The sequence below is a fragment of the Staphylococcus sp. LKG3-1 genome (assembly GCF_048568385.1).
In the GTDB taxonomy this organism is placed as follows: Bacteria; Bacillota; Bacilli; order Staphylococcales; family Staphylococcaceae; genus Staphylococcus; species Staphylococcus saprophyticus.
Window position 1 is genome coordinate 1,567,537 of record NZ_CP183796.1, and the last position, 15,301, is coordinate 1,582,837.

At 33.9% G+C, this 15,301-nt stretch carries 12 protein-coding genes; 1 reads left to right on the forward strand and 11 read right to left on the reverse strand.

From position 1 onward, the window contains the following. Window positions 1-100: 100 nt before the first annotated feature. From ACM595_RS07875 to nhaC, 8 genes are all read right to left on the reverse strand, one after another. Window positions 101-664 carry a GNAT family N-acetyltransferase gene (locus ACM595_RS07875; RefSeq protein ID WP_256113319.1) on the reverse strand — a complete coding sequence of 188 codons (564 nt, stop codon included), beginning with the start codon at window positions 662-664 and terminating at the stop codon, window positions 101-103. Window positions 665-820: 156 nt separating this feature from the next. After that, the gene (ptsG, locus tag ACM595_RS07880) at window positions 821-2,857 is read right to left on the reverse strand and encodes a glucose-specific PTS transporter subunit IIBC (protein ID WP_419744252.1); all 2,037 of its coding nucleotides are present in this window, start codon (window positions 2,855-2,857) and stop codon (window positions 821-823) included. A gap of 236 nt (window positions 2,858-3,093) precedes the next feature. After that, window positions 3,094-4,488, reverse strand: coding sequence for a YfcC family protein (locus tag ACM595_RS07885; RefSeq protein WP_069826136.1), 1,395 nt, complete (start codon window positions 4,486-4,488; stop codon window positions 3,094-3,096). 333 nt (window positions 4,489-4,821) lie between these two features. Further along, on the reverse strand, window positions 4,822-6,564 hold the full coding sequence (locus tag ACM595_RS07890; RefSeq protein WP_002482289.1) for a pyruvate oxidase: 1,743 nt from the start codon (window positions 6,562-6,564) through the stop codon (window positions 4,822-4,824). A gap of 212 nt (window positions 6,565-6,776) precedes the next feature. Beyond that, window positions 6,777-7,463, reverse strand: coding sequence for an LrgB family protein (locus tag ACM595_RS07895; protein WP_069826135.1), 687 nt, complete (start codon window positions 7,461-7,463; stop codon window positions 6,777-6,779). Then, window positions 7,464-7,859: a CidA/LrgA family protein gene (locus ACM595_RS07900; RefSeq protein WP_309500803.1), complete on the reverse strand. Its 396-nt coding sequence runs from the start codon at window positions 7,857-7,859 to the stop codon at window positions 7,464-7,466. 244 nt (window positions 7,860-8,103) lie between these two features. Then, on the reverse strand, window positions 8,104-8,979 hold the full coding sequence (gene cidR, locus ACM595_RS07905; protein ID WP_419744253.1) for a cidABC operon transcriptional activator CidR: 876 nt from the start codon (window positions 8,977-8,979) through the stop codon (window positions 8,104-8,106). A 231-nt stretch (window positions 8,980-9,210) separates the two neighbouring features. Continuing rightward, a complete protein-coding gene (gene nhaC, locus ACM595_RS07910; RefSeq protein WP_419744490.1) occupies window positions 9,211-10,599 on the reverse strand; it encodes a Na+/H+ antiporter NhaC in 1,389 nt (462 codons plus the stop codon). Between the two features lie 386 nt (window positions 10,600-10,985). On the opposite strand from nhaC, the gene ACM595_RS07915 reads away from it, so the two are divergent. Then, window positions 10,986-11,417, forward strand: coding sequence for a CHAP domain-containing protein (locus ACM595_RS07915; RefSeq protein WP_115343705.1), 432 nt, complete (start codon window positions 10,986-10,988; stop codon window positions 11,415-11,417). A gap of 230 nt (window positions 11,418-11,647) precedes the next feature. On the opposite strand, the gene ACM595_RS07920 is transcribed toward ACM595_RS07915, so the two are convergent. The 3 genes from ACM595_RS07920 to ACM595_RS07930 all read right to left on the reverse strand — a co-directional run bounded on the left by ACM595_RS07920 (window position 11,648) and on the right by ACM595_RS07930 (window position 15,248). After that, complete coding sequence (locus tag ACM595_RS07920; protein ID WP_002482283.1) at window positions 11,648-12,622, reverse strand: SMP-30/gluconolactonase/LRE family protein; 975 nt, start codon at window positions 12,620-12,622, stop codon at window positions 11,648-11,650. 188 nt (window positions 12,623-12,810) lie between these two features. Then, window positions 12,811-14,094, reverse strand: coding sequence for a hydroxymethylglutaryl-CoA reductase, degradative (locus ACM595_RS07925; protein WP_069821608.1), 1,284 nt, complete (start codon window positions 14,092-14,094; stop codon window positions 12,811-12,813). Between the two features lie 2 nt (window positions 14,095-14,096). Then, window positions 14,097-15,248, reverse strand: coding sequence for a thiolase family protein (locus tag ACM595_RS07930; protein ID WP_069821609.1), 1,152 nt, complete (start codon window positions 15,246-15,248; stop codon window positions 14,097-14,099). Window positions 15,249-15,301 lie beyond the last annotated feature (53 nt).

Sequence of the window (15,301 nt, forward strand, 5' to 3'; positions counted from 1 at the left end):
TTTTTCATGCTTTTCGTTCCGCTTCGATAATATATTTTTACTTAAGTAATCATCTGTAATTATTATGCATTGATTTTAAAAGAAGTAGTTCTACCTGCGCTTAAAAATCTCTTTTCAACAGTACATAGCGATTCATATCTCTAAAGCGTTCACCATTAAACACATCTTCATAATCTGTTGCAACAAATTTAAAGCCCGCTTTTTCTGCTACTTTACAACTCGCTATATTGTTAACATCCGCCATAATAGTTAATTTATTCAGTGATAATGTTTCAAAAGCGTAATGGCATAACTGTTTAACGCATTTTGTAACAATTTGCTTCCCTGTATAGCCTTCTGCTATCCAATATACAACCTCTGCTTTGTAATTAGCTTGATCAATATGATGTAAATCTATCGTACCAATCATCGTTTCCTCGTAGTAAATCATAAATAACCTAGCCTTATTTTCTGCATGCTGCTGTATCATCATTTTCAAATATGCTTTTTCATCTTCAACGGTTACATCTTCCTTAATAAAATCTAAAAATGGAGATAAATGTGAAAAATTACTTTTAATCAAATCATATAAAGTTTCCGCCATATTTAACTCTGGCGGTATTAGCGAAACATTGGGCATTACATTCATTTCTGGTCTATAATTCATACGTTCACCTGCGATCATTTATTTGTTATCTCTCATGATATTTATATTTTCAGAATATTTCAATACTTTAGACAAAATAAAATAGGAGTAGCTTTGAAATCTATGATGAGATCTCAAAATTCTACTCCTATACTATATGGATGAACTCAAGTGTTTCATCCTAGTTTACAACATTTATTTGTCATCTATCACTTTAATGATTAATTGTTCTGCTGTTACATCTTTGACGTCTTCTACAGATAATTGTCTATCCTCTAAATTAGTAATAATTAATGGCGTAACCGTACTTGGTGCATGGGCTGTTATATAATCTAAATCAATTTGCATCAGTACTTGTCCTTTATGGACTCTATCATCTGTTTCTACAAAACTTTCAAAACCTTCCCCATTCAACTTAACCGTATCTATGCCTATGTGTATTAATAATTCAAGACCTTGATCTGATTCTAATCCAATGGCATGCTTTGTCGGAAAAATGGTTTTCACTGTACCATCGAATGGCGCAACAATTTTACCGTCAGCTGGTATAAACCCAACACCATCGCCCATCATTTTTTGCGCAAAGACTTGGTCTGGCACTTCAGACAACGGTATAACTTGACCATTTCCTGGCGCATAAATGTTTACTTCAGACGCACGTTCGATATGAACTACTTCTTCACTTTCTTCTTCCGTAACTGTCGTCTCTTGAGGTTTTGTAATTTCACCTTTCATTATCAAGGACATGTCGTGTTTAATTTGATCTGATTTAGGACCAAAAATGGCTTGCATATTGTTTCCTACTTCAAGCACACCTGATGCGCCTAATGCATTCAATCCTGCTACATCAACTTTATCTTTTTCTTTTACTTCCACACGTAATCTTGTAATACATGCATCTAAATGCTTAATATTTTCTTCTCCACCCATTGCTTTCAATACATTAAATGGAAGTTCGCTTGCTGATGAATTTGTAAATTGTGCTTGTTTATCTTCGCGTCCCGGTGTTTTATACTTGAATTTTAAAATTAAGAATCGGAAGACAAAGTAATAAATAAAGGCGTACACAATACCTACAGGAATCACTAACCACCATTGTGTCTTGTTTGGTAATACACCTAGTAAGACGTAGTCTATAAATCCTCCTGAGAAGGTATATCCCAAATGTACATTTAATAAATATAAAATTAAGAATGATAAACCATCCAATATTGCATGCACAAAGAATAATACTGGCGCTACAAATAAAAATGAAAATTCTAATGGTTCTGTAATCCCTGTTAAGAAAGAAGTTAATGCAGCTGATCCCATTAAGCCAGCTACGACTTTTTTATTTTCAGGTTTTGCTGTATGATAAATGGCTAAAGCTGCTGCAGGGAGACCAAACATCATCACTGGAAATTCACCTTGCATAAATTTACCTGCAGTTAATTTACTACCTTCACGTATTTGTTCAATGAAGATACGTTGATCCCCATGAATCATTTCTCCAGCTGCATTTTTCCATGCACCAAATTCAAACCAGAATGGTGCGTGGAAGATATGATGTAACCCAAACGGTATCAATAATCGTTTAATAAATCCAAAGAGAAATACGGCTAATCCAGTATTCGAGTCAAGTAAACCTTCACTAAATGCATTTAAGCCTGTTTGAATACTCGGCCATATCCATGCCATTGGAAACGCTAATATGAATGATGTTGTTGCCATCATAATAGGTACAAAACGTTTACCTGCAAAGAAACCTAAGTAAGACGGTAACGAAATATTATAGAATTTGTTATAACACCAGGCTGCTAGTGCACCAATAATAATACCGCCAAATACACCTGTTTGTAATGTTGGGATACCTAACACACTTGCGTAGCCACTCGCTGCATCATTTACATTATCAGGAGATACATGTAAAAATGCACCCATTGTTTTGTTCATTACAAGATAACCTACAAATGCTGCAATAGCTGCAACTCCATCACTACTTGCTAACCCAATTGCGACACCCATCGCAAAAATCATAGGTAAATTATCAAATATAATACCTCCGCCACCGGTCATCATTTCTGCGACACTTTGAACCCCCCCATTTTGAATAAATGGTAAGTAGTGTTGTAACGATTCACCTTGCATCGCAGTACCAATTGCTAATAATAGCCCGGCAGCGGGTAAAATAGCGACTGGTAACATTAATGCTTTACCAATACGCTGTAGCTGTCCAAATAGCTTTTTAAACATATAAAAACATCCCTTCAAAAATTTAAAATTTTATCAAAACCACCAAAAAGCGCACAAAAAAAGACATGAACAAACAGACTATCTCAGATAGTCATTATGTTTGCTCATGCCTGCCTAACCAGTAACACGCAATTTGACGATTATTTTTTTATATTATATAACGCTTTCATTAAAGATACAATAACTAATTGCAAATTTATTTTGTTTTTTTGATCTCAATCTAAATACCCTTGTGATTAGTAACCTACAATTAATGCAATCGACATACCAATACAACAGATAAGTACCCAAGTTAAAATAATCTTCCAAGCAAACTTCAACCATTGTGTATACGTGATTTTACCGACCGCTAAAGCGCCCATTAAAATAGCCGACGTAGGAAATAATACATTACTTATTGCATCACCATATTGAAATGCTAATACAGTGATTTGACGATTAATATCTAATAAATCCGATATCGGTACCATAAGCGGCATGGTCGTCAACGCTTGTCCCGATCCAGATGGAATAAAGAAATTTAACATGAATTGTAAAATGAACATTCCGATGATGACTAATGCTGATGGAACACCATTTAATAATGTCGTCATACCATAGACAATACTGTCTATGACTTGTCCGTTTTCCAAAATAACAATAATCCCCTTAGCAAATCCTACAATCATTGCCCCAAACAAAATATCTTTCATACCATCAATCATTGCATCAAATGTACCATTTAAACCAAGTCCACCAATAAATCCAGCAAGTAAACCTGCCAATATAAAATTCGCACTCATTTCATTGAATGACCAACCATATGAAAAAATACCGTATACATTTAAGATAATTGCTAGAACGATTAAACCTAAACCACATGCTTGTCTTTTGGTAAAGCGAGCTATATGCATGGACGTAACCGTATGTCCTTCAGATTGTTCTAATTCATAAACATAACTTTTTGTTTTATCATGCTTAACTTTACGCGCATATAACATCACTGTAGTGATAGCGGCAATTAAAATGAAAATATAGATGATGGAACGTAGACCCCATCCTGAAAACATCGGTAATTCTGCTACTGTTTGAGCAACACCTACAGTAAACGGATTTAACATACCACCCATAAAACCACTCGCTGCGCCTAATATAACCATAGCAGCACCAGTAAGCGCATCATAACCTAAAGTACGTGCAATGATGATCCCAATAGGTACAAAAATAATTGTTTCTTCTGCTAAACCAATTGAAAAACCTAAGATTGAAAAAATCGTCATCGTCAATGGAATCATCAGCACTTTATATTTTCCTAATGATTGCATTGCTTTATTTACACCATTTTCAAATGCACCCGTTTTATGTACAATGCCAAACGCGCCACCTACAAGAAAGATATAAAATACAATTTCGCCACCACTCATCAATCCTTCTGGAATTGCACGAAAAATATCGAAAAATGAAACACCGTGCTGTTGTACTTGTTCATACGAATCTGGAACGACAAGCGTCTGCCCATCTTTTTTCTCCCTGGCATATTCTCCAGCAGGAATTAAATATGTTAATATGCTAGAAATAATGATGATCATGAGTAACAGTGCATATGTATGTGGTGTTTTTATACGTAAATGCCTAAAGCTATGTTTCCCCATATTTTAACTTCCTCTCCCAACTATAAGTACGCTTTAAAATGTTCATTTATTTAAAATTTGTATAAGTCTTATTTTTATATTATGCCATTTACATATATAATTATCAGAATATTGCGCTTACTCTATTATCCCATAGTCCTAATTTTAATCAATACTAAAGCGACAAAAAACGAAAACAAAATACAAATAGCAGGCCGAGATATTATTAAACATCTTGGCCTGCTATTCTAATAGAAAATCAATAACTAAATTATTAAATTATAGCAACCTAGTTATCCATTTTTAAATATTATTTTAGTCAAATAAACACGTTGCTACGTTCCGTTTTAACTATTAGAAGAAACGTTTAACGGCAGTTGACATTGGAGGGATTTCATCTAAATCTAGTTTTTTATCTTCTGTAATAGATCTGTATGCCCATTTACCATAATTAATTGCTTCATCTTTAACAATTTTACCAGGTAATGGTGCAGCATTTGGATCAACATAAACATTTACTATTGTTGGTTTATCTTGAGACATTGCTTCTTCCACTACTTCGTCAATTCTATTTGGATCTTTCAATGTATAACCAACACCGCCACAGCTTTCAGCAAATTTTGCTAAATCCATATCTGTGAAATTAATTGCATATTCTAATTCGCCCGCTGCTTGTTGTTCATATTTAATGAATGATAATTCTTGGTTATTTAATACAAAAATTGTCATTGGTAAATCATATTGAACGGCAGTTGCAAAATCTTGCATAACCATTTCGAAAGCACCGTCACCAGCAATACCGACAACTTGGCGATTTGGGTAAGCGCGTTTTGCTGCAATAGCACCAGGTAATGCACAACCCATTGTACCTAACCAACTTGAAACGATAAATTTGTTATTTACAGTTAAGTTTAAATAACGCGTAGACCAAACAGTTGAAGTACCAACATCAATAGAGAAGATGGCATCATCTGTTCTAACTTGATTGATAGCATCCATGAGACGTTCAGGGCGGATAGGCGAACTGCTGTCTGCCATATCTTTTGCCATCCATGAATCCCAAGTCGCTTTTCTTTCAAGTGTTTTATTTAAGAAATCACGATTTTTAACGTGTTTTGCTGAATCAGTTAGTTGTTGTAACGCTAATTTACTATCACCAATGATACCAGCATTTACATCGAAACGGTGTCCAATATTTTCAGGATTTGTATCGACTTGAATTGCTTTAATATTTTTCTTAGGTAAATAATCTACATAAGGGTAGTTCGTACCTACCATAATCAATAAGTCTGCATCTTGAATTGTTTGATAAGATACTTTCGTACCAATCTTACCTAAATTACCTAAGTTATAAGGGTGGTCATCTGCAAGAATCCCTTTCGCAGGTAACGTAACAATTGTTGGGATTTTAAATGCTTCGATAAATTCACGTACTTCATCTTTAGCGTGTTTCGCACCTGTACCAAGTAACATCACTGGACGTTTACTTTTATTTATTAATTTAGTTGCTTTTTTAACACTACGAGGTTTTGGCGCAACTCTTGCTGGAGGTGCAGTATCTACACCTTTGCTTGTAGTATCTTTAACTTTATTATTTAATAAGTTGTTTGGAAGAATTAACACCGCAACACCTTTTTTCTCATAAGCTGTGCGAATCGCTTCATTCACGATACCAAATACGTCTTTATCATTTTCAGAAATTTGATGTTTATATACAGCAACATCATCAACCATGTTACTAATATCAGTTTCTTGGAAAGCTTTTGTACCTAAAGCAGTACTATCTGTTTGTCCTGCTAAAATAAGTTGCGGTACGTTATCCATTTTGGCGTCATACATACCATTAAGTAAATGTACAACACCTGGACCACCAATACTTAATGCGACACCAATTTTACCTGTTAGTTTAGTATAACTTGCAGCAGCTAAACTTCCGACTTCTTCATGACGCACATGTACAAACTCAATATTATCTCTTTCCGTTCTTAATCTATCAACTACTGCATCTATTGAGTCACCTGGAATACCATAAATATGATCAATATCCCATGCTTGTAATGCTTTTACTAATGCTTCATTTGCTTTAATCTTGCCCATTATTAAAAACTCCCTTCATTTTTTAAATCGACTTCAATCGAATTTTTAAAGCTAATTTTAAGATAGATGTGGAACAGTAAGCTGATTTTCTAATATCTTTTTTTAAATAAAGGAGTAGTTCTTTAAAATATTTACATTAATTTCATTTAACTCCAGCTCACTGATACCACATCATTACTTAAATGTACAAATTGATTATAACGCATACCTATTTAGTATAAAAATAGTATGAGTATAGGTAAAACAATTGAACTTAGAACTGCTGTTAAAATCATACCAATTGAACTATAAGCACCAGTTTCTGAATCAATATCAAGTGCTTGAGCAGTACCAAAGGCATGTGATGCGTTACCATAAGTCATTCCTTTAGCAATTGAAGATCTAAATCTTCCTAATCTTAATAAATAAGCGCCTAAAATGCTACCAATCAAACCTGTCGTTATAATAAACATAACCGTAATTGTATCAATGCCACCTAGTTGATGTGACACTTCAATACCTACTGCAGCCGTCATTGATCTTGGTAACATCGTTACAATAGTTTCTTTAGAATAGCCAAATAATTTTAATATACTAAATACAAATACAAAATTTAACATGACCGCCATCAATACACTACTAAAAATAACACGCGCATACTTTAAAATTTTATGACGGTTTTGATAAAGTGGGAAAGCTAAACAAACCACCGTACAATTCAATAAATAATTAATCCATTTTCCACCGAGCATGTAAGTCTTGTAATCTAGTCTAAATAATAATAGAACAATAATAATACCAATAGATGCTATAAGTGCAGGATTCAAAAATGGAGTTTGAAATTTTTGTTGTAGCTTTTTCGCGCCAATATACATTGCTATTGTTAAAATAATCATTATTATCGCTTCTAAAATCAACATCTAATTAACTCCATTCCCGTCTTGTTTATTTTTAACCATTTTTTCAGCTATAAAGCCTGAAATTAAAGCTACGCAACATGTACCAAGAAGAATCATTGAGAAGAATAAAATGAAATTCAAATTAATCATTGGTACAACATCCATGATTCCTACTACTGAAGGTACAAAGAAAAATACCATTGTCGTTAGGAAAAAATTTGACCCTTCATTTACCCATTTTGCTGGAATTACTTTAAATTGTAATAATAAGAAAAATAATAATAATCCTACGATACTGCCTGCAATGGGTATATGCATATAACGTTGAATTACATTACCTAAATAAGTAATCCCCATAATCACTAATACTTGAATCAACACTGTTATTATCTTTTTAAATTGTTGCAATAGTATCATTCCTTAATTGCATTTTTTTCTACTTGCTTTCCTGATTACAATTACTAGTATAGAATGATTATTCTTATAATAAAAATATTGAATTTTTATATGACCTATTATGATTATGAATGAAAGCGGTTTGATTAATCATTTCAGATAATAAATCCTCTTATTCTAATGAATTACGCATAAAAACCGAAAAGAAATCTTATTTAATGTAAGATTTCTTTTCGGCTTTTATTAAGTGTATACATGTTTATCTTTATAATCTTTCTTTCATAAAATCAATCCACTGTTTCGTTGCATGACTTAGGTACTTATCTTTTTTCCAAATCACACCTAATTCCCAACGCATACTTGGATCTTCTAATGTTTTGTTACTAAAACTACTATCTAATAAATGTACAATATTTTCGGGTAATATGCTGACTCCTAAATGGGCGTTCAATAAGTTTTCGATAAAATTCCACTGTGAAATTTTAGAAATCGTATTAGGAATAAATCCGGCATTTTTCGCCGCTTCAATAATTTTGTCGTTCAAATAAAAATCTTCATTAAATAAAATGAAGTCTTCATCTTTTAACATACTCATATCAACATGCGCTTCATTCGCTAAATGATGTTCTTTATTTAATACTAATTTTAAATCTTCTTGATATAACGTCACAGAATGAAAAATGGACTGATCAACCGGTAATGTTGTGATGCCTATATCGATTTCATCATTAATTAATTGTGTTTCTATCATTTTCCCGCCATTTTCGACAAGACTATAGGTAACATTAGGATATTTTTGATGAAATTCACCTAAAATATTAATAAATTGGTTCATGTTCATCACAGCAGACAATCCTATACTGATATGCCCGGTTTCCAATCCTAAAAGGCTATTGATTTCTTTCGGCACATCATTATATAACGTTAAGATTTCCTTACATTTTTTATAAAAAATCGAACCCGCATCGGTTAAGACAAGTTGTCGCTTACTGCGATCAAACAATGTCATATCTAATTCTTGTTCTAAATCTTTAATCGCTTTACTTATTGTCGGTTGAGCGATAAATAAATGTTTTGAAGCATTCGTCATACCTTTGTGGTCAACAACTTCAACAAAATATTTCATATGTTTAATGTCCATGTATTCACTCCTTTGCATATATTTATTTAATATTATTCAGTATACGTTGAAATTTCAATAATTCAATAATATCGTAGGACTGAAACCTAAGTTACTATTAGGCTTACATCCCACTTTAGACATTTCAACTAAAAAAATGAATACAGAACATATATTCAATACATTTTATAAACTATCATAACACGTACAAAATAAAATTATTTTCTTTTATTTATTAAATTCGTTTCAGTTTTAAGCATTATTCGCATCATTTGTTTGTGTTAATTTATTTGGTTGATTAGTTATTTCATTATCTTGATTGCTAAGTTTAACAATTTTAAATCCAATATAACCAAATATTATTGAGATGATAGGGACTGTATAATTCAATATCGCATAGGGTGCATATTCTATTACTGAAACACCTAAGGTAGATGCAATAAATACGCCGCATGTATTCCAAGGTACAAATACAGAACTTAATGTACCGCCATCTTCCAGTGCTCTCGAAAGGTTTTTAGGATGCAATTCCTTCTCCTTAAAGGCATTAATATACATGCGAGAAGGTACGATGATTGATATGTATTGCTCTGAACAAGTAATATTTGTGCCGATACATGATACGATGACCGATGCTATTAATGTACCTGTAGACTTTGCAATTTTAAGTATCTGAGTGATTAAAGCCTTTAGCATACCTGAGTACTCTAATACGCCACCAAATGTCATCGCTACTAATGTTAAAGAAATTGTGTAGAACATAGATTCTAATCCACCACGGTTGAATAATTCATCTACAAGTTTATTACCTGAATCAATCGTATACCCTGTTTGTAGCGCGGTTAATGCTTCTGTAATCGTACCACCTTGTACAAAGATTTGTGCAAAAAATCCAAGAACAATCCCCATACAGATGGCTGGAATCGCCGGTACTTTTAATACAACTAGAGCTATGACGATTAAAGGAATTAATAATAACCATGGCGTAATTAAAAAGTGATTTTGCATGGTTTCTAGAATGGCATTAATGTTTTTTGCATCAAAGTTTTTCGTCCCAAAACGGTGACCAATAATAAAGAATGCAACCAGTGAAATGATTAAAGCTGGAATCGTTGTATAGAACATATGTTTAATGTGCTCAAATAAATCAACGCCTGTTAAGCCAGAAGCCAAGTTCGTGGTATCAAAAAGCGGGCTCATTTTATCACCAAAATATGCACCACAAATGACCGCACCAGCAACCATACCAGCTGAAATCCCCATACTGATTCCAATGCCCATTGATGCTACTCCCACCGTTGCCATCGTTGACCAACTACTGCCAATCGCTAACGCAACAATACCGCACAAAATAATAACTACAACCAAGAAATATCTTGGATCTATCAATTGCAACCCATAATAAATCATAGTCGCAACCACACCACTACCAATCCATGAGCCGATTACTAAACCAACTAATATAATGATGACAATCGCTGGTAAAGCATGTCGTATGCCCTTATACATCATTTCTTCTACTTCACTGAATTCATAACCATGTATTAAGGTAACTAAAATAGCCACTGCTGTACCAATTAATAATGGGATGTGTGGTTCTTTTTCAAGCACAGCCACTGTTATAAGCATTGCTACAATCATGGTAATTAAAGTAAATAGCGCTGCACTGAAACCTAAAGTCTTTTTCGCTTTGCGTCTACTGCTATTATTGTTCGTTTTTCTACTAAAAATAATAGCCACCTCCTTTGTTAATAAAATCATACTCGAAAACGGAAACGCTTACAACACTTTACTTATTATTTAATTATATAATTAATTTTTATTTTTTTAATGATAGTTGGACAATTAATGATATTGATTTGTGATATTGACTTTTAAATATGCACTTATTCAGATGTCATATTACAATTGTGTGGCATATATTTCTTCCTTGTTAAAGTTATTTGTAATAATTGTTTATATTATTGTACTTTTTATTTCTCAACCTTATTATAAAAATACAATTTTAAAAATGACTGGAGATATGTATGAATATTAAAAAGAAATTAGTAAATGTATTTATTGCAACTACGCTATTAATGACAGGGACAGTCACTTTTCAAGCGATTAATGAATCACAAACTACAAATGCTGCTGTTAACTATTACTATAAAAACCAATGTACTTGGTATGTATTTAAAAAACGTGCGAGTGTCGGTAAAGCTGTACCAAATGGTTGGGGTAATGCAAAGTACTGGTACAGTAAAGCTAAAAAAGCCGGATATCGTTTAGGAAAAAAACCAGCAAAACGTGCTGTCATGCAATCTACTAGTGGCACATACGGTCATGTAGCATATGTAGAAACCGTTTATAATAATGGTAGTATTAAAGTCTCTGAATATAATTACAATCGACCTTTAGCCTATGGAACAAGAGTGTTAAGCAAATCCTCTGCAGCGAAGTACAATTACATTTATTAGTTTCTATTTAGACTAAATAGATGCAAATCATAATTGCCATAGAAATCTTTCTAGATTAGCCAGCGTTTTATATAACTGTTACAAGTACGCCATAGATGACGTCTTGCTGTTTAATTCAAGCCAAAACGCATACCTAAAAAAGTGGTGGCTCAATGTTTTCAGTCATCTGCTGCCAAATAAGAATAAGCGTCCGAGACATCTATTCATGTCTCGGACGCTTATTTTATATATTAATGAAATTGATAACTTTGATGACCTTTAGCAAATGCTTTAACAGTGTATATCCATGATCCCCCATCATTTTCGATGTCATTTGCACAAATGATAAGTTGGTCTGTACCTGGTATAAACGCTGGATGTGTCGATCTTAACATGTGACCTTGATCGCGCCCTGGCATTAATATCTGACCAATAGGCGAACCTTTTTTATTAAAAACGAGAACTTTTCCTTGACCATACATGGCAACATACAAATTATCATCGCTATCAATACAGCACGAGTCTGGACCCTCATGACCTGTAAAATAATATGGAATGGAAGCACCAAATGGCGCAATTGTCACCCCATCCTCTAATAAATCGATACGGTGTAAACGATTGGCATTCGTTTCTGTTACCCACAATGTTTTTTCATCTGTGCTTAAAGCTACACCGTTAGCAACTGCAAGATTTTGTATGACTGGTGTAATTGATTTAAAATCTGGCGATACATAATAAACGCCACCTTTGAGATTAGTAGAATAACCACGGAAATCAGTAAAATAAAACCCACCTTTACTATCAAAGACAAGATCATCAATACAGTATTCAGTTCCAATATCTGAAACGATATCTTGCGCGTCATTACCGTCAGCATCTACCATGAAGATTCCTCCAGTGCTCTCAAAATCCCCTAAATAGCAGACAAATAGTCTGCCATCTTTATGAATTTTGACGGCTGCTGGGTTTTGTTTATGCGATTTAAATAGTTCAGTGACTTTTTTATCTGATAAATTCACATGAAAAATCGTACCACCAAACACTTCACAAAGTAATAAGTTACCTTGTCTATCAAAGCATAATCCTTCTAACTGTAATCCTTGTTTAGATATTTCTAGCCAAGGTTCGGCAGTGACTGTAGGTAATTGTTGCTCATGTGCAGGTATTGGTGCGACACTATTTTCTCCATCTTTATAAGCTAGTACTGGCAATTCATTTGAATCCATAAAGCTCCACCCCTTTTTTAATTACTCATCTTCTTAATTATATCCAAAGCCTTTCATAAAATAAAATAATTTCATTTCCTGAATCGTGCGTATATATCTAACGCTTATAATAAAAACCCCTTTTAATGAGAAATTAAAAGGGGTTAAATAATTAATAAATGACTCTATTATAATCATTCGTATTGTACTTATTGTTTTTGTAATCTTAATTCGTCTAATAATTGTTGGGCAACAGCTGTATTCGCTCTTGGTTGTGTTTTTAACATATCCGCAATTTGTGCTATTTCCTCACCTTGCGCACCAACAACGATTGCTAAAGATTTATATTGTAAGCTCATATGTCCTTGTTGAATACCCTCAGATACAAGCGCACGACAAGCTGCAAAGTTTTGTGCTAAACCAACTGCCGCAACAACATGACCAAGTTCTTGCGCAGAATCTACTTTCATTAAATCCAGAGATGCTTTTGCAATAGGTAACACTTTCGTGCCTCCACCTACCGTTGCAAGTGTCATTGGTACTTCAATTGTTCCCACTAAAGTTTGTCTTTCTTCATCATATTTCCATGTTGCTAAACCACGATATTGACCATCTTTACTTGCATAAGCATGCGCTGTAGCTTCTGCACCTCTAGTATCATTGCCTGTTGCGAGTACAACTGCATGTATGCCATTCATGACACCTTTATTATGTGTAGCTGCACGATGGATATCAACTTGAGCTAATACAGAAGCCCGTTCCATTCGCTTAGCAACTGCTTCGCCATCTCGATCACCTTTAGATAACGCATCAACTGTAATTTCACCTTGTACCTTTACTACAGAAGCTGTGGCATGATTCGACAAGATACTCATTAATATATCAACATCTTTTAATTCATTTTTAAGATACGCTGTTATACCTTCTAATATGGTATTTAACATATTCGCACCCATTGCATCTTTGGTATCTACGGATACTTTTAATGATAATAACCCTTCATTTGGAAAAGTATCAATATCTATTTTACGATAGCCGCCACCTCTTTCTATAATAGAAGGATACACTTCATCCGCAATTTGTTTAATTTGCGTTTCGAGATTATATATCTGTTGTGATAGTATCTCAGTATCGGATACTCCATCAAAAACGATTTGACCAATCATTAGACGTTCACTAGAAATAACTTTAAATCCACCTGTCTGATTGACAAGTTTTGCACCGTAACTTGCCGCTGCTACTACAGATGGTTCTTCAACCATCATCGGTACCACGTAAGATTTATCATCTACTATAATTTCTGGCAATAAACCGACAGGTAATGTTCCTTGCCCAATGACATTTTCAATTAAACTATTCGCAATTTCTTCAGGGATTAAAGGATTATTTAACAAAGTATTTTTATTTTCCTCATTTAACCAACCTTTTTGAACTAACGTGTTTAACTTGTCTTCAATTGATAAATGACGAAATGATTTGTCTAATGCTTCCATTATTAAACCTCTCTTTCTATAGCAATAGCGATACCTAAACCGCCACCAATACAAGCAGTAGCAATGCCTGTTTGTTTATCTTCTTGTGTTAAAATATTTACAAGTGTTGTAACTAAACGCGTACCACTTGCACCTATAGGGTGTCCCAAGGCAATCGCTCCACCATATAAATTGAGTTGTTCTTCAGCTATACCTAGATTTTTACTTACTGGTATACTCTGCGCCGCAAAAGCTTCTGTCATTTCAACCACATCAAAGTCTTCTATCGCTTTATCAGCTTGGTTTAATAATTTTGTAACTGCATGATATGGTGCATAACCCATTAACTCTGGATCACAGCCTATTTCTGCATGTGCTCCAACAAATGCTAATATTTCAAAACCATTTTCTTTGGCATAAACTTCATCCATCAAGATAATTGTTGATGCCCCATCATTAATGCTTGAAGCATTGCCACCTGTCACAGTACCGTCTTCTTTAAAGATTGTTTTTAGTGTACTTAATTTTTCAACACTACTATTGCCACGAATACCTTCATCTGTCGTCATCCACTCTCCGTTTACATCTTCTAAAGGTACAATTTCATTTTCAAATTTCTTAGCTTGTGTGGCTTGATGTGCTTTCAGTTGTGATTCATTAGCAAATGCATCTTGCGCTTCACGTGTCACATCATATTTTTCAGCAATTTTTTCCGCTGTAATACCCATAGGTACATTCATAAAGGCATCAGTAAGACCATCATGCATAAAGCTATCAACAGGTGTTTCACTGTCATTTAAAATGAGTTGAGGCGCATTCGTCATACTTTCAACACCGCCAACTGCTACGACTTTGGCTTCACCTAATTGTATTAATTGTTTTCCTAAAATAATGGATTTCAATCCTGAACCACAGACTTCATTTATTGTCATAGCTGGTGTTGTATTAGGCACGCCAGCATTAATAGCGATTTGACGTGCTGGATTTTGTCCATTGCCAGCTTGTAGTACATTACCATATATGACTTGCTCAATATTTTGTGAATCTAAATTTATAGCTTTTATAGCAGCTTCCAATGTTTTAGTGCCAAGTTCTACTGCTGAATAATGACTTAACTTTCCTTTAAATCTCCCTATCGGTGTACGCTTAGCACTTACAATTGCGATTTTATTCATGTTCATTCTCCTTTATATCTCTTTTTCAAATCATTGTATTTTATTGTCACGAT